This is a genomic window from Bacillus sp. V3B (genome assembly GCF_024494465.1).
In the GTDB taxonomy this organism is placed as follows: domain Bacteria; phylum Bacillota; class Bacilli; order Bacillales; family Cytobacillaceae; genus Bacillus_BD.
Window position 1 is genome coordinate 237723 of the sequence record NZ_JAETXM010000001.1, and the last position, 19533, is coordinate 257255.

22 protein-coding genes are annotated in these 19533 nt (G+C 36.3%); 17 read left to right on the forward strand and 5 right to left on the reverse strand.

What is annotated here, in order from left to right; genetic code table 11:
- The first annotated feature begins 12 nt into the window (after positions 1-12).
- The 15 genes from JMM81_RS01145 (at position 13) to JMM81_RS01215 (ending at position 14732) form a co-directional block, all read left to right on the forward strand.
- Positions 13-486: a PRC-barrel domain-containing protein gene (locus JMM81_RS01145; protein WP_256239672.1), complete on the forward strand. Its 474-nt coding sequence runs from the start codon at positions 13-15 to the stop codon at positions 484-486.
- A 15-nt stretch (positions 487-501) separates the two neighbouring features.
- Positions 502-693 carry a DUF2797 domain-containing protein gene (locus JMM81_RS01150; RefSeq protein ID WP_256239673.1) on the forward strand — a complete coding sequence of 64 codons (192 nt, stop codon included), beginning with the start codon at positions 502-504 and terminating at the stop codon, positions 691-693.
- Between the two features lie 18 nt (positions 694-711).
- Positions 712-843 carry a YrzQ family protein gene (locus tag JMM81_RS01155; RefSeq protein ID WP_256239674.1) on the forward strand — a complete coding sequence of 44 codons (132 nt, stop codon included), beginning with the start codon at positions 712-714 and terminating at the stop codon, positions 841-843.
- A gap of 102 nt (positions 844-945) precedes the next feature.
- Positions 946-2025: an AI-2E family transporter gene (locus JMM81_RS01160; RefSeq protein WP_256239675.1), complete on the forward strand. Its 1080-nt coding sequence runs from the start codon at positions 946-948 to the stop codon at positions 2023-2025.
- A gap of 465 nt (positions 2026-2490) precedes the next feature.
- Complete coding sequence (gene alaS / locus JMM81_RS01165) at positions 2491-5124, forward strand: alanine--tRNA ligase (RefSeq protein WP_256239676.1); 2634 nt, start codon at positions 2491-2493, stop codon at positions 5122-5124.
- 128 nt (positions 5125-5252) lie between these two features.
- Positions 5253-5516: an IreB family regulatory phosphoprotein gene (locus tag JMM81_RS01170; protein ID WP_256240285.1), complete on the forward strand. Its 264-nt coding sequence runs from the start codon at positions 5253-5255 to the stop codon at positions 5514-5516.
- A 309-nt stretch (positions 5517-5825) separates the two neighbouring features.
- Positions 5826-6242 (forward strand): Holliday junction resolvase RuvX, encoded by a 417-nt coding sequence (ruvX, locus tag JMM81_RS01175; RefSeq protein WP_256239677.1) that lies wholly within the window; start codon positions 5826-5828, stop codon positions 6240-6242.
- 14 nt (positions 6243-6256) lie between these two features.
- Positions 6257-6550, forward strand: a complete 294-nt coding sequence (locus tag JMM81_RS01180) for a DUF1292 domain-containing protein (protein ID WP_256239678.1) — start codon at positions 6257-6259, stop codon at positions 6548-6550.
- 278 nt (positions 6551-6828) lie between these two features.
- Positions 6829-7974: an endolytic transglycosylase MltG gene (gene mltG, locus JMM81_RS01185; RefSeq protein WP_256239679.1), complete on the forward strand. Its 1146-nt coding sequence runs from the start codon at positions 6829-6831 to the stop codon at positions 7972-7974.
- 213 nt (positions 7975-8187) lie between these two features.
- Positions 8188-8826 (forward strand): O-methyltransferase, encoded by a 639-nt coding sequence (locus JMM81_RS01190; RefSeq protein WP_256239680.1) that lies wholly within the window; start codon positions 8188-8190, stop codon positions 8824-8826.
- 5 nt (positions 8827-8831) lie between these two features.
- Positions 8832-9761, forward strand: a complete 930-nt coding sequence (locus JMM81_RS01195) for a peptidase U32 family protein (RefSeq protein WP_256239681.1) — start codon at positions 8832-8834, stop codon at positions 9759-9761.
- A gap of 289 nt (positions 9762-10050) precedes the next feature.
- A complete protein-coding gene (locus JMM81_RS01200; RefSeq protein WP_256239682.1) occupies positions 10051-11319 on the forward strand; it encodes a peptidase U32 family protein in 1269 nt (422 codons plus the stop codon).
- 302 nt (positions 11320-11621) lie between these two features.
- Complete coding sequence (gene greA, locus JMM81_RS01205; RefSeq protein ID WP_256239683.1) at positions 11622-12098, forward strand: transcription elongation factor GreA; 477 nt, start codon at positions 11622-11624, stop codon at positions 12096-12098.
- A 60-nt stretch (positions 12099-12158) separates the two neighbouring features.
- Positions 12159-13928, forward strand: coding sequence for a peptidoglycan D,D-transpeptidase FtsI family protein (locus JMM81_RS01210; protein WP_256239684.1), 1770 nt, complete (start codon positions 12159-12161; stop codon positions 13926-13928).
- 117 nt (positions 13929-14045) lie between these two features.
- Complete coding sequence (locus JMM81_RS01215) at positions 14046-14732, forward strand: YrrS family protein (RefSeq protein WP_256239685.1); 687 nt, start codon at positions 14046-14048, stop codon at positions 14730-14732.
- Between the two features lie 84 nt (positions 14733-14816).
- On the opposite strand, the gene JMM81_RS01220 is transcribed toward JMM81_RS01215, so the two are convergent.
- Positions 14817-15020 (reverse strand): YrzA family protein, encoded by a 204-nt coding sequence (locus tag JMM81_RS01220; protein WP_256239686.1) that lies wholly within the window; start codon positions 15018-15020, stop codon positions 14817-14819.
- 159 nt (positions 15021-15179) lie between these two features.
- Here JMM81_RS01220 and sigK point away from each other — a divergent pair, with 159 nt between their 5' ends.
- Entirely contained in the window at positions 15180-15899 is a 720-nt protein-coding gene (gene sigK, locus JMM81_RS01225; RefSeq protein WP_256239687.1) for an RNA polymerase sporulation sigma factor SigK, read from the forward strand.
- Between the two features lie 60 nt (positions 15900-15959).
- Here the strand turns inward: sigK and JMM81_RS01230 are convergent, their stop codons facing one another.
- The 3 genes from JMM81_RS01230 to pssA form a co-directional block, all read right to left on the reverse strand.
- Complete coding sequence (locus tag JMM81_RS01230) at positions 15960-16217, reverse strand: YrhC family protein (protein ID WP_256239688.1); 258 nt, start codon at positions 16215-16217, stop codon at positions 15960-15962.
- Between the two features lie 206 nt (positions 16218-16423).
- Positions 16424-17125 carry a 5'-methylthioadenosine/S-adenosylhomocysteine nucleosidase gene (gene mtnN / locus JMM81_RS01235; RefSeq protein WP_256239689.1) on the reverse strand — a complete coding sequence of 234 codons (702 nt, stop codon included), beginning with the start codon at positions 17123-17125 and terminating at the stop codon, positions 16424-16426.
- Between the two features lie 268 nt (positions 17126-17393).
- Entirely contained in the window at positions 17394-17933 is a 540-nt protein-coding gene (gene pssA / locus JMM81_RS01240) for a CDP-diacylglycerol--serine O-phosphatidyltransferase (protein ID WP_256239690.1), read from the reverse strand.
- A 123-nt stretch (positions 17934-18056) separates the two neighbouring features.
- Here pssA and JMM81_RS01245 point away from each other — a divergent pair, with 123 nt between their 5' ends.
- Positions 18057-18860 (forward strand): phosphatidylserine decarboxylase, encoded by an 804-nt coding sequence (locus tag JMM81_RS01245; RefSeq protein ID WP_256239691.1) that lies wholly within the window; start codon positions 18057-18059, stop codon positions 18858-18860.
- 65 nt (positions 18861-18925) lie between these two features.
- Here the strand turns inward: JMM81_RS01245 and JMM81_RS01250 are convergent, their stop codons facing one another.
- Entirely contained in the window at positions 18926-19069 is a 144-nt protein-coding gene (locus tag JMM81_RS01250; RefSeq protein WP_305367667.1) for a sporulation histidine kinase inhibitor Sda, read from the reverse strand.
- Between the last annotated feature and the right edge of the window lie 464 nt (positions 19070-19533).

Here is a 19533-nt window from a genome sequence, read left to right on the forward strand (position 1 = left end):
TGGGGATAATCTTTGCGAACGTTTTCATTATTGAAAGGACTGCCTATATTTGAATTGAAAACGGGTTCGAAAATTGGAGAAGTATGTGACTTAAACATATCCAATAACGGTCTGGTCAGAGGGTTACTTGTAAAAAAAGGCGTTTTCTTTAAAAAAACATATGTCATCAATGTGAAGAATGTATCCTCTTTTGGATTTGATGGGGTAATGATAGAAGACCGTGAAGTATTAAAACCTTTAACAGAACATAAGGAATTTACATTTGAAAATCGAAGAGATCGTTTGTTTGGAAGAATGATGATGACAAACGAAGGAGAGCGTCTTGGAATGCTTGAGGATGTATATTTTCTGGAAGAAGCGGGAACGATTGTAGGGTACGAATTATCGGATGGCTTCTTTTCGGATATCATGGAAGGAAAACGTGTTGTAAAAACCGATGAACCGCCTGCGATTGGGAAGGATGCCATCATAGTAAATGTAAAATAACTGTGAGGTGTTCTTATGTTAAAGTGTCCTAATTGTCAGGGTAAAGATATCGGGAAAATTGGAATAAATCAATATTATTGTTGGAATTGTTTTATTGAATTGACTATTTCCAATGATCTCATACTAACCCATCAGGTTGAAGAAGATGGATCATTAAGCTCGCTTGATGATTTGTTTGGAGAAGATGAGCGCCGGTTTATCCTATAATTCATTGAGGTGAAAAGTATGAATAAAATGATGACTTCCATGCTTGCTATTGGTGCTGGGGTAGCCGCTTATAACTATGTGCAAAAAAATAACCTCATTTCGGGTCGACAAAAAAGGAGATTGAGAAGAGGAATGAAGTCAATCTTTTAAGGAATAGGGAGATAGCCTTTGGGGTTATCTCTCTTTTATTTCAATATTTTATGTATAAAAATATTCATAGCCTTCACAATAAAGATAAGGAGGCGAAACGCTTTGGATATCCGTTTAAAATGGTATTATCGACTTGGTTTTCTACTCCTTTTTATGGTTGTATTATTTATTTTTATTAAGCTACAGCCGATATGGTTTCCTATAGTAGACATGACGATTACGATATTATTACCCTTTGTGATTGCTGGATTTATTACATATCTACTTCATCCGATTGTGGAAAAAATTCATGAAGGTGGTTTACATAGAGGACTTGCTGTTTTTATTATTTATTTTCTTTTCTTTGGAGGCATTGGGTTTGCTGTTTATAAAGGTCTTCCAGAAATGATCAAACAACTAAGAGAATTGGCGGAAAGTATCCCAGAACTTGCGAACCAATACATGGGCTTTGTGGATACGATTCAAAATAAAACAGAGGCTTGGCCTGATGGTATTCAAGAAAGAGTGAGTGAGGGAATTGTTTCGGTTGAACAAGGATTAGCGCAGATGCTCACAAACGTATTAGATTCCATTATGGAAATTGTCGGTTCTTTTTTTATGATTGCCATCATCCCTTTTATTTCTTTTTACATGTTAAAGGATTATACAACAATTAAAAAGGTCGTTTGGTATTTGACACCAAGGAAGTGGAGGAAAGGGGGGATTCTTTTACTAAGAGATATCGATAAATCACTTGGTAGTTATATAAGAGGGCAAATTCTTGTTTGTACGGTAGTTGGTACACTTTCTGCAACGCTTTTTTGGATATTTCATATGAAATATCCTCTTTTACTCGGCTTGATTATTGGAATTACGAATATCATCCCTTATTTTGGACCGGTAATCGGTGCGGTACCAGTAGTCATTATTGCTTCCACTTTATCCGTAAAGATGATCATTATTACGGTTAGTATTATTTTTGTTATGCAATTTTTAGAGGGGAATATTTTGTCGCCACTGATCGTTGGGAAAAGCTTGCATATGCATCCACTTGTCATTATGTTAGCTCTTTTTGCGGGTGGAGAAATAGGTGGCATATTGGGGATGATCCTGTCTGTGCCTATTTTAGCTATTATAAAGGTTGCTTTACTTCATACAAAAAAGCATTTCAGCAAAAAACATCCAGCTGATTTTAAATCTTAAGTCTTATTGCTTGGTACTGGAATTTAGATGAACAAGAACATTTTGCTATGTGATATGGTTTAAAAATAATAGAAGCTGATTAAAATAAGATTATATACTATTCAAACATTGACAAGCTTTTGCGAAAATCGCTATAATGCGTTATATACTGACAAATACATATGTAACATGAAGAAGGAACAAGTATGTTATAGCCCATCTGTCGTGATTAATCACAAAAGAGAGGAGCTTTCAAGGCTGAGAGAAGCTCTAGATGAAGAATAACAGAATAGCTAATCCTGAGTGCAGCTAATCCCTGCCGTATGCCGCGTTAAGGCTATTTTGAGAGATGAGTGTATTTGTTGTGGCATTCATAATCAGGGTGGTACCGCGAGTAGCTTCTCGTCCCTGTCTAGGGAAGAGGGCTTTTTTTGTGCGCAAGAAAAGGTATTTGAATCATTGTGACTTAAATAGGAGGTTATATAAATGGAAAAACTTACAGGTTCGCAAATTCGTCGAATGTTTCTCGAATTTTTTAAAGAAAAAGGTCATGCAGTGGAACCCAGTGCCTCACTTGTTCCGCATGAAGACCCTTCATTATTGTGGATCAACAGTGGCGTAGCAACATTGAAGAAATATTTTGATGGCCGAGTGGTTCCAGAAAACCCTCGCTTGACCAATGCCCAAAAATCTATTCGCACAAATGATATTGAAAATGTAGGAAAAACGGCACGTCATCATACTTTTTTTGAAATGCTTGGCAACTTTTCAATTGGTGATTACTTTAAAGAAGAAGTCATCGAATGGGCATGGGAGTTTTTGACTGACGAAAAATGGATTGGGTTTGACCCCGAAAAGCTTTCGGTCACCATTCATCCGGAAGATGAAGAGGCATATGAGATTTGGCGCCATAAAGTGGGGGTACCGGAAGAAAGAATCATTCGCTTAGAAGGGAATTTTTGGGATATTGGGGAAGGTCCAAGTGGTCCAAATACTGAAATTTTTTATGATCGTGGTCTAGAATATGGGAATGATCAATCAGATCCTGAGTTGTATCCTGGTGGTGAAAATGACCGCTATTTGGAAATCTGGAATTTAGTCTTTTCCGAATTCAATCATAATCCGGATGGTACGTATACACCGCTTCCAAAGAAAAATATTGATACAGGGATGGGCCTCGAACGTATGACTTCCGTCGTGCAAGATGTAGAAACAAACTTTGACACGGACCTATTTATTCCAATTATTCGAGCGACAGAGGAAATTTCAGGTGCTGAATATGGAAAAGAAAAAGAAAAAGATGTTGCTTTTAAAGTCATTGCTGACCATGTTAGAACGGTTGCATTTGCTATTGGGGATGGAGCGATTCCGTCTAATGAGGGTCGTGGATATGTATTGCGGCGCTTATTGAGAAGAGCTGTTCGTTATGCAAAACAAATTGACATTAATCGTCCATTTATGTATGAACTTGTTTCAGTAGTGAGCGAAATTATGGTTGATTTCTACCCTGAAGTGAAAGAAAAACGTGCCTTTATTGAAAAGGTCATTAAAAATGAAGAAGAACGCTTTCATGAAACGCTTCATGAAGGTTTAACGATTTTATTTGATGTCATTAAAAAAGAGAAAGAAAAAGGCAAGAACATGATCCAAGGGGCAGATGTTTTTCGCTTATATGATACTTATGGTTTTCCTGTTGAACTTACAGAAGAATATGCGGAAGAAGAAGGCATGTCCGTTGATCATGAAGGTTTCGAAAAAGAAATGGAACAACAACGTGAACGTGCTCGTAATGCACGTCTTGATGTTGATTCTATGCAGGTACAAAGTAGTGTACTAAGTGAAATTAAAAATGAAAGTACATTTGTTGGGTACGATCAACTTCAAACAGAAGCAAATGTCATTATTTTATTAAAGGATGGTCAGCTTATTACGGAGGCTTCTCAAGGAGAAGAGATTCAGTTCATGCTTGACCAAACACCTTTCTACGCAGAAAGTGGTGGACAGATTGCTGATAGTGGAGCCTTGATTGCGGAAGGTATTAAGGTTGATATTAAAGATGTACAAAAGGCACCAAATAGTCAGCATCTTCATCGTGCGATTGTTACTGAAGGCTTACTGAAGGTGAATACGAAAGTAACAGCAGCGGTTGATAAGAGCAACAGAGCAAAAGTAATTAAAAATCATACGGCTACACATCTCCTTCATCAAGCATTGAAAGATGTACTAGGGAATCATGTGAATCAAGCTGGATCATTAGTAGGACCTGATCGTTTACGATTCGACTTTTCTCATTTTGGACAAATACAAAGCGATGAATTGGAACAAATCGAAGAAATTGTGAATGAGCAAATATGGAAAAGTATCACCGTTGACATCTCTCAAAAAGATATTAATGAAGCAAAAGAAATGGGAGCAATGGCTCTATTTGGAGAAAAATATGGTAGCATTGTTCGAGTTGTAAAAGTGGGTGATTTCAGTCTTGAGCTTTGTGGAGGCTGTCATGTTCCAAATACTTCTATTATTGGGTTATTTAAAATTGTTTCTGAAAGTGGAATTGGTGCTGGGGTACGAAGAATTGAAGCAGCGACAGGAGAAGCCGCATACAGCCTAATGAATGGTCAACTTAATATTTTAAAGGAAGCGGCTGCTAAATTAAAAACAAATATGAAAGATGTTCCACAAAGAATTGATGTTTTACAGAATGAAATTAAACAACTTCACCGTGAAAATGAATCTTTAACGACAAAATTGGGTAATATTGAAGCAGGTAGCCTTGTTTCAAAAGTGAAGGATATTAACGGTGTCCCAGTATTAGTAGCAAAAGTTCAGGGCACGGACATGAACAATCTTCGTAATATGGCTGATGACTTAAAACAAAAGCTTGGTTCAGGAATCGTTGTTCTAGGTAGTCCAGTTGAAGGGAAAGTGAATTTAATTGCTGGAGTAACGAAGGACCTAATGGAAAAGGGTTTCCATGCTGGAAAGATCATTAAGGAAGTAGCCACACGATGCGGTGGAGGCGGAGGTGGTCGTCCAGATATGGCACAGGCAGGCGGAAAAGACCCTGAAAAACTTGATGTAGCATTAGAATATGTAGAAGAATGGGTTAAATCCGTTTGATATTGTTATAAAGTAGTGTAAAATGTAAGTTAGTAGATAGTGATTGACAGAAAATGACTAAAAGAGTCATTTTCTGTCGGACATTTTTTTAGTAACGTTTATCCTCTACAAAAAGTGAGGTGTACATGATGAGCTCGTTTGATCAAACAATGAGATTCAATTTTCCTGAAGACCCTATTGAACATAATGTGAAAGAAGTCCTGCTCCAAGTATATGAGGCTTTACAGGAAAAAGGATATAACCCAATTAACCAAATCGTTGGTTATCTATTATCTGGTGATCCGGCTTATATCCCGAGACATCGAGATGCACGTAATTTAATTCGTAAACTTGAACGTGATGAAATCATTGAAGAATTGATGAGATCCTATTTAAAAGACAACAAAGCATAGCTAGTAAAAAAGAGACAAGCACTCTTTGTTTGTAAAAGACTCTTTATTTTATAAGAAGACTAGTATATATGCGTCATCATGGGTTTATCATAAAGCGTTTAGTATTTACAATGTATCATTTATGTTTTAAAAGAAAAGCTATGTTAATGATGGTTGTTGATAAATGGCCTTTAGTGTATGCGGCCATGTGGTTTTATTCAGCGTAAATAACTTAATGGATACGTACACCAAAGGCCATTAGAATATCAACACGATTATTTAACATAGACACAAGAAAAAATAGTGCATCAATAATATGAGGAGTCTTGTATGCGGATTATGGGCTTGGATGTCGGTTCTAAAACGGTTGGAGTTGCATTAAGTGATGCTTTTGGATGGACGGCACAAGGTTTAAAGACAATTGAAATTAATGAGGCTAAAGGGGAATTTGGCTTTAACGAAGTGGAAAAACTAATTAAAGAATATGAAGTCAGTAAGATGGTCATTGGTTTGCCGAAAAATATGAATGGAACGATCGGTCCACGTGGTGAAGCAAGCCAATTTTATGCAGATGAAATTAATCAAAGGTTTGGTATCCCAGTAATCCTCTGGGATGAAAGGTTAACAACTGTCGCAGCAGAGAGAATATTACTCGAAGCAGATGTTAGTCGAAAAAAAAGAAAAAAAGTAATCGATAAAATGGCAGCAGCAATGATCCTTCAAGGATATTTAGATAGTCAAAATTAATGAGGTGAATAATTATGAACCATGGTGAAAATAATATTACAGTAGTGGATGAAGAAGGAAACGAGCAATTATGTGAAGTGCTTTTCACATTTGACTCTGAACAATTTGGAAAATCATATGTTCTTTATTATCCGATGGGTGCTGAAGAAGATGATGATGAGGAAATTGAAATTCATGCTTCCTCTTTTATGCCTAGTGAAAACAATTCAGACGGTGAACTAATGCCGATTGAAACAGATGAAGAGTGGGATTTAGTCGAGGAAATGCTTAATACTTTCCTCGATGAGCAGGAAGAAGATGAAGCTTAATTCAAAGGACTGACCGTAATGGTCAGTTTTTTTATTTTTTTAGCTACGTTAATGATTATTGTTAATAAATGGCCTTTGGTGTATGTGGCCATGTGTTTTATTCAGCATGAATAATGTAATGGACGTATACATCAAAGGCCTATAAGGCAGCTACACGATTGTTTAACAAAGCCATTTTTTAATAAGTTTACTCGAGCAAATCCTTTTTTACGCAACTATAAAAATATAGTATAATGATTCGAGAAATATGTAAAACCATGTTGAATGGAGCGGAATAAATGCGAACAGAAGAGAAAAATGACAAAAATGATAAAAAATCCGTTTTCTTGGAAAAGTTAATTGAACGACAAAATGAAGCCAAGGTTGTTCGTAAAATAGTGGCTATCATTGCACTTTCTATTTTTTTGATGGTCGTTCTTATTCTGGGTGGTGGTTATCTTTATATTAACTCCGCTTTGAAGCCAGTGGACCCACAAAGTAAAGAAGAGAAAATAGTGGAAATACCAATTGGTTCTGGTGTCTCTACGATCTCACAAATTTTAGAGGGTAGTGGAGTTATTAAAAATGCTCGTATCTTTAAATACTATGTAAAATTTAAAAACGAGTCTGGTTTCATGGCTGGTGAATATGTCATGAATCCTTCGATGACACTTCCAGAAATTATTGATGGTTTGAAGACTGGAAAAATGGTGAAGGAAGCGGTATTTAAACTAACAATTCCAGAAGGAAATAACCTTGATAAAATTGCAGGGATTATTGCTGAGAAAACGGATTATAGTAAAGAAGACGTATTAAATAAGGTAAAGGATCCCAAATTTATTGATTTGTTGATTAACCAGTATAATGATCTATTAACAGATGAAATCTTAGATCCAAGCATTAAATATCCATTGGAAGGATATTTATTCCCGGCAACTTATTCATTTTATGAAGAGAAGCCAACGATTGATACAATTATAATGGATATGCTTGATAAAACAAAAACAGTAGTAGATGAATATCGTATTCAAATGGATGAGCAAGAACTAACTGTGCATAAACTATTGACAATGGCCTCTTTAATTGAAGAAGAAGCTACTGGAAAAGTGGACCGTGATCAGATTGCGAGTGTATTTTATAATCGAATGGAATCGGGGATGCCCTTACAAACAGATCCGACCGTCCTATATGCAAAAGGAGAGCATCAGGAACGAGTCTATTACAAAGATCTAGAAATAGATGATCCATACAATACGTATAAGAATAAAGGGTTAACACCAGGACCGATTGCAAACGCAGGGACATCTTCAATTGAGGCAGCCTTGATGCCAGCAGATACTGAATTCTTCTATTTCTTAGCAACGCCAGAGGGAGAAGTATTATTCTCAGTGACCCTCGATGAGCATAACGAGAGAAAAGCAAAACATATTTCAGGTAGTGAATAAGTTAGGAAGTAATGGCTTTGGAATGTAGATAAGTAGCATTCTCTATTCATTTATGTTAAAATGGATAAAGTATTTTATAACTAATAAAGTTTGAGTAGCGTAAACACAGTGTGCAGATTTAATCTTGCAGTCGTTAATGAGGATCCTTCTTTATTAACGTCTTTTCTGTGAAACGCTATTTTTTCATGTTTCGCAGATAAAGGTGGTTACAATTTGAATAATGATAAGCTACAGGTATATATAGAAGGCTTAATTCCGGAACGTCCGGAATTTTTTATAGAGATGGAAGCATACGCAGCTGAAAATAAAGTGCCAATTATGGAAATAACCGGAATGGAGACGATGATCCAGTTCCTTCGAATTAAGCAACCTGAGAAAATTCTTGAGGTAGGTACAGCCATAGGCTACTCTGCATTAAGAATGGCTCATGCTCTTCCAAATGCAATGATTGTAACGATTGAAAGGGACGAGGAACGCGCTCATTTAGCCGAAAAACATTTTCAGCAGTTTGGCTTAGAAAAGCAAATTCATCTAATCAAGGGAGATGCACTTGAAACGGAAGATCAAGTTGCGGTCCATGCACCGTATGATGTTATTTTCATTGATGCTGCAAAAGGACAATATAAGCGATTTTTCGAACTTTATTCTCAGTATTTAACAGACGAAGGCATTATTGTGACAGATAATGTTTTGTTTAAAGGTCTTGTTGCGGAAGAAAAGCTTGAACATAAACGAACGGCTCAGCTTGTTAAGAAAATAAAGCAATTTAATGTTTGGCTTATGAGCCATACTGATTATGATACGATCATTTTACCCGTTGGTGACGGGGTAGCGATAAGTAAGAAGAGGTGAAGAAAGTGAAAAAACCAGAATTACTTGTAACTCCAGTAACTGTAAGTGATATTCTTCCATTAATTGAGGCGGGAGCAGATGCCTTTGTTGTAGGTGAACAGCATTATGGATTACGTTTAGTAGGAGAATTTACCCGTGAGCATATACAGCAGACGATAGAAATCGCTCACTCAAAAGGGAAAAAAGTGTATGTAGCGATGAATGCCTTGTTTCACAATGAAAAAGTAGCAGAGCTTTCAGACTATCTTCAGTTTTTACAAAAAGCGGGAGCAGATGCTGTGATCTTTGGTGATCCAGCTGTATTAATGGCGGCACGAGAAGTGGCACCTGATTTGAAGCTGCACTGGAACACGGAAACACTAGGGACAAACTGGTATACGTGTAACTATTGGGGACGTAAAGGTGCAAAGCGGTCGGTTCTTGCTCGGGAAATCAATCTTGATGCGATTCTTGAGATAAAGGAAAATGCGGAAGTAGAAATAGAAGTTCAGGTCCATGGAATGATTACGATGTTCCAGTCGAAACGTTCTTTGCTTGGTCATTACTTCGAATATCAAGGAAAAGTAATGGAAGTCGAAAATCGTAAACAGGAAAAGAATATGTTCTTACATGACAAAGAACGAGAAAATAAATATCCCATTTTTGAAGATGAAAATGGAACCCATATTATGAGTCCGAATGATATGTGTATGATTGACGAGCTTCAGGACATGATTGAAGCAGGAGTAGATTCCTTCAAGATTGATGGTGTGCTACAAAGTCCAGAATATATTTTAGCTGTGACAAAGCTCTACCGCCAAGCAATCGATGTTTGTTCAGAAGATCCAGATGCGTATGAAGATATAAAAAGCGAATTATTAGAGAAAATAGATGAAATTCAACCAGAACACCGACCACTAGATACAGGATTTTTCTTTAAAGAAACCGTTTATTAATAGAAAAGCGGAAGCGGCTCGTTAGAGGAACATCAACGTTCGCCAGGTCCTGTGCAAGTACGACAGGCTTAAGATGGCTCGGGGTGAAGGTTGTCCTATAACCCTCACATCAAGACATCTTAAGACCTCGAGCCCCTAGCGACTGTAGCTGGACAAAGAAAAGGCTGGTTAGAAGCGCAACGTCCTGCACGCAGGGTCTGATTGGTTTTTCTAAGGGCTGAAGCCCAAAGAAAAACCTTATTGCAAAACCGGCATTTGCACATCCTGTGCGACACGAAAGGAGATCATAATGGAAAGCGTAAAAGAACCTATTTCACAAATCGTGAATGGTAAGCGAGTGATCGTAAAAAAACCAGAACTATTAGCACCGGCCGGTAATCTTGAAAAGTTAAAAATTGCGGTTCGGTATGGTGCCGACGCGGTTTTTATTGGTGGACAGGAATATGGCCTCCGATCTAATGCAGATAATTTCACCTTTGAGGAAATGAAAGAAGGTGTAGAGTTTGCTAAAAAGTATGGAGCGAAAATCTATGTAACAACAAATATTATTGCTCATAACGAGAATATTGACGGCTTAGAAGAATATTTGATGGGTTTAAAGGAAGCTGGAGTATATGGGATTATTGTTGCAGATCCGCTAATTATTGAAACATGTCGCCGTATTGCTCCTGAAATTGAGGTCCATTTAAGCACACAGCAATCGTTAACGAACTGGAAAGCGGCACAATTCTGGAAAGAAGAAGGTGCGGAACGCGTCGTTCTTGCTCGTGAAACAAGTGGAGAAGAGATTCGTGAAATGAAAGAAAAGGTAGACATTGAAATTGAAATATTTGTACATGGTGCCATGTGTATTGCTTATTCAGGTCGTTGTACATTGAGTAATCATATGACAGCTCGAGATTCTAACCGAGGTGGATGCTGTCAATCATGTCGATGGGATTATGACCTTTATCAATTGAATGAGAATAACGAAGTACCATTATTTGACGAAAATGATTCTCATTTTGCCATGAGTCCTAAAGACTTAAAGTTAATTGAATCCATACCAAAAATGTGTGAAATGGGCATTGATAGTCTAAAAATAGAAGGACGCATGAAATCTATTCATTATATTGCGACTGTTGTTAGTGTATATCGCAAAGTTATTGATGCTTATTGTGCGGATCCAGATCATTTTGTCATCCAAAAAGAATGGCTTGAAGAATTGGATAAATGTGCAAACCGTGCAACTGCACCAGCCTTTTTTGAAGGAGTACCTGGGTATAAGGAGCAAATGTTTGGTAATCATAGCAAAAAGACAAGTTTTGATTTTGTTGGACTTGTGCTTGATTACAATCCTGAAACAAGCATCGTAACATTACAACAACGAAATCATTTTAAACCAGGGCAAGAAGTTGAATTTTTTGGACCTGAAATTGATAATTTTACACAAGTAATCGAGAAAATATGGGATGAGGAAGGGCAGGAACTTGATGCAGCCCGTCACCCCTTGCAAATTGTTCAATTTAAAGTAGATAAGCCTGTGTATCGTTATAATATGATGCGTAAGGAATTATGATCTAAAGCTAAATTGATCATAAAAAATAAACCATCAATTGCATAATCATTATTTTTATGCAACAATAGCCTAAATCATAAAAAGTGAAACAGACAACGATTAGAAATATGGTTTTAATACTAGACAAAATTGAAAAGCTTAGGTATTATCCAATCATTACCTATTACTAGATGCTAAAAAATGCGCGTTCTATAAGAGGACGCGCATGTATAATATGTAATCTAGTAAGAGGTATTTGCACTTATTTAATTTATAAAGCACAATCTAATGGGGGTTGTGAACACTAGAAGGAGTGAATGGTTTTGGCAATAGAAAAGGTCTTTCCAATGACACAAGCTGGAAAAGAAAAGCTTGAACAAGAATTAGAACAATTGAAAACGGTTAAACGTAAAGAAGTAGTAGAACGGATTAAAATTGCTCGTAGTTTTGGTGATTTATCCGAGAATTCCGAATATGATTCAGCAAAAGAAGAACAGGCATTTGTTGAAGGGCGTATTACAACGATTGAAAATATGATTCGTAATGCTAAAATCATCGGTGAAGATGAAATGAGTAGTGATAGCGTTTCATTAGGAAGATCGGTTACTTTTGTTGAGCTTCCCAATGGAGATGAAGAAACATATACGATCGTTGGTAGTGCTGAAGCAGATCCATTTGAAGGGAAAATCTCCAATGATTCACCGATTGCAAAAAGTTTGCTAGGGAAGAAAGTAGGAGATCAAGTCACTGTTCAGACTCCAGGTGGAGAAATGAAAGTAAAGATTGTTACCATTAAATAATTCTGAAAGATTGTTTATAATGACCACACCTCGTCAACACTTTTGACGAGGTGTTTATTTATGTGGAGAAAAAGAGCGATTATTATGGTTTGTCTTTTCATAGCTTGTTTAGCATTATTAGTGGGAAGGTTAATGCAATTGCAGCTTTTTGAAACAGAGAGTTTTTCAAAACATCAAATTAATTTATTAGAGGAAAGTGTTTCCCAAAGATCTCAGGAGATTGTGATTGATAGTGGTAGAGGAGGATTCCTTGATCGGAATGGTGAGCCGTTAACCCATCAAAATATACCTGTACTTATTTTATTCCCTTTCTTAAAAAAAACAGAGTGGGATGTTCAAAAAGTAGCCGATACGATCAATGTTTCAACAAATGTCCTTATTCAGGCTGTGAATGAAGCAAAGGGTCCTTTTGCTTATGGAACTCCAAACCCTATGCGTTTAACGAAACAACAAATGGAAGCCATAAATAAACTTCAAATTCCAGGTGTATTTGCCGTTGAGAAAAAATTTGACTTGCAAAAAAATCCTGCTGAGCATTTAATTGGAATAACAGGTGAAAATGAAAAGGTTTTAAGATCTCGGTATCCAGATAAGAAAATATCTGAAAAAACGGATATAGGCTTAACAGGAATGGAGAAGAGCTTTGACGAATTTCTATTACCAGAAGGTGAAGCAAAGCTTGTATACCATGTAGATGCAAGTGGCGGTCCTTTATTTGGTATCAATGTTAAATATGTCGAGCCTGCCAACCCTTTTTATCCAATCAATATTCGATCAACCGTTGATTCAGAATTACAGCAAAAAGCAGAAGAGTTAGTAGAGAAGCATAGAATCAAAAAGGGAGGGCTTGTTTTGATTGATATTGAAACAAATTCAGTTCTTTCCATGGTATCGCGCCCTGAGATTAATCGTAGTGATCCATTTAATGAAAAAAAGGGTGGGATCCAAAATCTGATGCTAAAGCAGCAAATTATAGGGTCTGTTTTTAAAACCGTTGTGGCAGCGGCTGCGATTGAAAATCAACTAGAGGATTCGACAAGGTTATTTGATTGCAGTAGAAAAATTAATGGTGATCCTGATCTGAAATATCAGCATGGCAATCTTAATTTTACAGAAAGCTTCGCTAAAAGCTGTAATAATGCGTTTGCATCACTAGCAAAGGAATTAAAGGATATAGATCCGAATATACTTGAAGAGTATGCAAAAAAGCTCGCATTGATTGGTCCTTCCGGATGGGAAGGGGATATCTATCATTATGAAAATTTCAAGCAACTTCTAGACGAAGATAATGGACGAGTATTCCTATCTGAAGAGGCGAAGAATGATCGAAATTTTGTCGCACTCACCGGTATTGGTCAGCATGAAGTTCGAGCAACACCACTTGCGGTGGCAAACATGATGGCAACGATTGCCAGGGGAGGTAAAAAGGAGTCGGTGCGTATTGCATCTGCTATTGAATATAAAAATGGAGCATCTTTACTCTCCTTTAAAGAGAAGGAAATAGATGGTGACACGATTAGACCCTATACAGTAACAAGGCTTCAGAGGCTCTTGCGTGAAGTGGTAACAAATAGTGGAGGAACTGGAAAACTATTTCAAACATTACCTTATGATGTTGCTGGAAAATCAGGTACTAGTGAGACGGGAAAATACGTTGCCGATCAACAGCTCCATAATAAGTGGTTTGCTGGTTATTTCCCTTATCATAACCCTAAATATGCTCTCGTAGTGGTTAATCTTGATGTACTAGCAAACGAAGGGGGAGTCAATCCTCTTTTTGCAGATATGGTAAAAATGATCTATGGGTTTGATCAAAATAATAGAGAGTGAAACCTTTGGACCTTTTTTTCAGTCTAATCCTATGATATAGTTTAAGACGTTTTTAGATTGTTGGGGAGTGTTATATGCTTAATGTATGACAGCTATTCTTTTAGGAGGAGAATTAGTTTGAGAAACAATAGACAACCTTTAAATGAAAAATCTCGTTCAAAATTAAGATCGAGTAGGCGAAAAACAAATATTATTTTGAATAGTTTAATTGTCATTGTTTTATTATTAATTGTGATCGTATCCTCAAAGATTTTTTTTGGAAATGATCAAAATGATCATGCTGATACTAGCCTTGTAAAAACAGCAAATGGTTTGGCGGAAAAGGATGCAGAAACAGTAGGTGATAAAGAGACAGATACGAATAAAGAGAATAAAACAAATAGTCAGGATAAAGAATCAGCAAGTGATGATGGTGAAAAAACAGATGATCTAAACAATGAAGATAGTAACCAGAATGATCAAGAGGGCGAAGAGGATCAAGAAATAGTCACTGAAGGGGGAAGTGACCCAGGAGTGAAGAAATCGATTATCAACCCTGTGTGGGAGCCTGTAGGGACTTCTCAAGAAGGGCAACATTTCAATGCCTATAGTGGAGTTGATTGGGATGAACAGGTTCAGGCCATTACATATGGGACTGGGATTGAAGAAAGCAATATGACGATTCTATTTCTAGGGAATAATGGACCAAATAAATCTGTTGGAACAATTGTACAAAAGGATACCGGACAGAAATTTCGGGTATACATTGAGTGGGTGGATGAAAAAGGCTGGAAACCGACTCTAGTAGAAGAACTAGTAAATTAAAGTATGGAATGTAACAGGAGACAAAAAGATGATTTAATCGTCTTTTTGCCTCCTGTTTTTTATAGTCCTTATATGTTGTTTGCTTTACTTTACTTTAAAATGGACAACTGCTGAATAGAAGGTTCTTCCATTTTCATCTATATGCATTTGGTGGGAAATAGAGTGAACCGTGAGGAGAATGGCTTTATTAATCTCGATTTGTTCATTTATCTTTTTCTCTAGAGCTTTAATATCGCTTGCCTCAAAGAACTCTACTTTATCCTCGATTAAATCAAATTGAAAATTCATATTCATCAATCCTTTCAATCTAACAATACATAGGAAACTGATTCTTTTCAATAGCCTAAATTAATTTCAGTTGGACAGACAAATAACTCTAATATTTTACATAAGAATGAGTTAAGGTGTTAGTCAGTCTAATCAGCTAAATTAGCGGAGGTGGCACTTTTGTCTAGTATTGTGACCGCACTTGGTTATTTAATAAAAGAAATTGTCTTTCTTGTGTCATATGTGAAAAACAATGCTTTTCCCCAACCACTTTCTGCTTCAGATGAACGTAAGTATTTGCAATTGATGGCAGAAGGTGATACAAACGCCCGCAATATGCTTATTGAGCATAATTTACGACTTGTTGCCCATATCGTTAAAAAATTTGAAAATACTGGTGAGGATCCAGAGGATTTGATTTCAATTGGAACAATCGGGTTGATAAAAGCGATTGAAAGCTATTCTGAAGGAAAGGGTACAAAGCTTGCCACCTATGCTGCAAGATGTATTGAAAATGAAATTCTTATGCATTTACGTGCTTTAAAGAAGACAAAAAAGGATGTCTCTCTCCATGATCCAATTGGACAGGATAAAGAAGGGAATGAAATATCGCTCATTGATGTTTTGAAATCGGAGTCAGAAGATGTGATTGATACGATCCAACTCAACATGGAGTTAGAAAAAGTAAAGCAATATATTGATGTTTTGGATAAACGTGAAAAAGAAGTGATTATCGGTCGTTTTGGACTCGACTTACAAAAGGAAAAAACACAAAGGGAAATTGCAAAAGAACTCGGCATCTCAAGAAGTTATGTGTCAAGGATCGAAAAAAGAGCACTTATGAAAATGTTCCATGAATTCTACCGTGCAGAAAAAGAAAAGCGTAAGGAGATTGAATAAATCAAAAAGGCATTAACCATATCAGTGGTTAACGCCTTTTTGATTTATTCAATCGATCTTTTACTTTTTTATTAAGTAATCCTGACCTTCGTCCATCTCAAGAAGTTTTTTATAATAGATTTTGGACTGGAGTAAGAAAAGAATAGAGCCAGCGAGAAAAATAGCTGTAACACCCATCATCAACATTAAATCAGCTTCACTCTTTTCAATTGTAGGTATCACCACACCTAAATAGAAAAAGGCACTAATCGCAAGCATGACTCGCGCATATTGTTTGAAATCGGTCATTTTTTCATAGTATTGTTTTGCTTTTTTCATGACATCACCTACTTAATATGTTTAGTCAAAATAAATATAATCAATCTTGTTAACTATGAAACTATTATAGCACAAAAAGATAAGGTAGAAATGATGTAAATATTAGTAACAATAAAAAAGCCTAACCTATAAGGGGTGTAATCCCCCTTATAGGTTAGGCTTTTTTATACTAACTGGAATGGCTTCTATCTCTTTTCCAATGCTTCTTAACGGTTCTTTAATAAAGCTACCATTTTTATGACAAGACTCGCTGAATGAAGGGCAGCCTTCTCAAGAAACTGATCAAAGGAAAGCTCGGATTCCTTGCCAGCAATATCCGACAGAGAGCGAATGATTACAAATGGCACCTGAAATTGATGGGCCACTTGAGCAACTGCTGCTGCTTCCATTTCAACCGCTTTTAAATCGGAAAACTTATCGCGGATATAATCCACTCGAACAGGGTCATTCATAAATGAATCGCCAGTCGCAATTAATCCTTGAGTAGTCTGAATCTCACTGATTTCCTTTGCCCCTTCTTCTGCCGCTTTGATTAGTTCTTTGTCGGCAAGAAAAGCGGGTGGAAGTTGTGGGACTTGACCATATTCATATCCAAACACGGTTACATCTACATCATGATGACGAACTTCTGATGAAATGACAAGATCACCGATGTTTAGACTAGGGTCATAGCCACCAGCGGATCCCGTATTTATAACATAGTCTGGTGTATATTTTTCAAGTAAAATGGTTGTGGACATGGCTGCATTTACTTTTCCGATCCCTGAACGAAGGAGTACAATTTCAACTCCGTCCATCTTACCGAATGTAAATTCACATCCCGCAATCATTTCAACTGTTTTGTCTTCAATTCGATCTCTTAATATCGTTACTTCTTCTTCCATTGCTCCGATAATGGCTATTTTCATTCGTATAAGTACCTCTTTCTTATCTTTTTATCATCGTATTCGCAAAAACTATTCTACCACTAGAGGGAAGGAGATTACTATAGGAGATAATAACATTTGCTTCTTCTTAATTTAATAAATAGTATAATCTTTACATGAATTTATTATTTATTGAAAGGCCATTGGAGCATCAACACGATTGTTTAACACAGCCTATTCAAAAGAAATAAGCCCATACATTATCATGGTATGGGCTCGGTTCCCTAAGCAAGAAATTGTTTTTGATGATTTAAACCTTTTTTAAACGGAAAGTACTGATCATGAGAAAGGAAAGGACTATGATGAGAAAGAGAAAGAATTGTGGCGGTAAATAAGGAATACTTAAAAAGCTAAACGTTGCTAAGCAACCTGCAGCAGTAATCGGCAATCCTGAAAAGTAGCCGATATGGTCAGAGATATTAAAACGAGCAAGCCTAAACGCTCCGCAGGAAATATAAAAAACAGTAAAGAATGCACCAGGGGCACCAAACTCAAATAAAATGCCTTGATATAATAATAGTGCAGGAGCGACACCAAATGATATAATATCACTCATAGAATCTAACTGTTTTCCAAGCTCTGACTCGATATTTAATTTTCTTGCTGTCATTCCATCGAAACGGTCCAGAAGAGCAGCGATAAAAATAAGCAAGAGACTTAAAGTCAGTTCACCTTTTATTGAGTTAATGATGGCAAAGCCGCCCAATGATAAATTTCCTAAAGTTAATAAATTGGCTGTCTGGGCTTTTAACTTTTTAATTGTTTGATCAAAAACATGGGATAAAAACAATCTCTTCACTCCTTAAGTGGGAAAAGGGAATAACTCCTCTAGTGTATTATATAATAATATATAATTTTAAAGTTTTTATGCCTGTTAGTAAAGGGCAAATGGAATCGTTTTGGAGGTTAATGAATGATTCAGACTATTTATCGGTTATTTATTGAGTTAACAAATAGAAAAAGTACATCACTTATGCTTGCAAAATTTACAAAATCGAAAATAAGCCGCATGCTGATCCCTTCATTTTCTAAAGTCTATAAAATTAATCAAGCAGAAATGGAAAAGCCAATAGATGAATATGCCACATTACATGAGTTTTTTACAAGAAAATTGAAAAAAGGGTCCCGTATCGTTTATCAGGATTCAATGTCAGTTGTCAGTCCAGTTGATGCAACGATTGAAGAGATTGGAACGGTTTCGTCAAATTACACAATGACAGTGAAAGGTAAAGAATATACGATTTCAGAAATCCTTGGAGATGATAGGAAAGTAGAGAAATACCTGAATGGAACTTATATGCTCTTTTACTTAAGCCCTAGTAATTATCATCGAATCCATAGTCCTATTTCAGGAAAAGTGACGGAGCAATGGGTAATGGGGACAAAATCATATCCTGTGAATAAGTATGGTTTGAAATACGGAAAAAAACCATTTTCAAAAAATTATCGCATGGTAACTGAAATGTATTATAATAATGCTTCAATAGCTATTGTAAAAGTCGGAGCGATGTTTATTAACTCAATAGAGTTACTAGGTAGAGAGGATGAATTAGAAAAAGGGGATGAAATTGCCTATTTTTCATTTGGCTCATCTGTTGTCCTTTTTTTTGAGGGAGGCTCTTTTACACCAACAGTTTCAAAAAGTCTTCCATGTCCAATTAAAGTAGGTGAATGCATAGGGTATATCAATGCAGAAAGTAAAACTTTAGTTGAGTGAAAAGGGTTATCTAGCATGAAAATGGATAAAAAGAAAAAACCCCTTTTATCAGGGGGAAGAATAAGTCATGAAGAAACTTTCATTTTATGTGATGATAGGGATCGTCGGTGAATTTCTGCTTTGATTAAGCGAATAAAGTCTGGGCTTAGCTTTAATTCTATCGCTTTATGATAGGATTCAATCAATAGCTCATCTGACAATTTCAGCATGTCAAAATTCACCTCCATTTTCATACAAATGAAATAGATAATAGTTGGTTACTAATTACGTCTACTCATTGAAATAGTGAGGATAAATATTCTCATAGCAAGTTCTATTTTTTCTATAAGATCATATAGTATAGGTTTGTGTTGCTTGTATACATACTTTATCAGAAATTTATGTTTGGAACAATCGTTCTGTTATCCACAAAATATAGTGGATAACTTGTGGGTAACCTGTTTGTAAGTGTAAATTAAACAATGAACCCGCTGTTAATTTTGTGCATAAAGTTATCCACAAAAAACTAACTGTTGAATGCTGTCGAAAACTTTTCCTATTTATTGGGAGTTTTTAAACCATCAGGTTGTTGCTTAAAACATCTTTTATGAAAAGATAAAATGATTTTATTTTGAACAAAAGTTTAAAATTGGTTATGATGGTTACGGTGAAAAAGCGAAATACTTTAGAATGA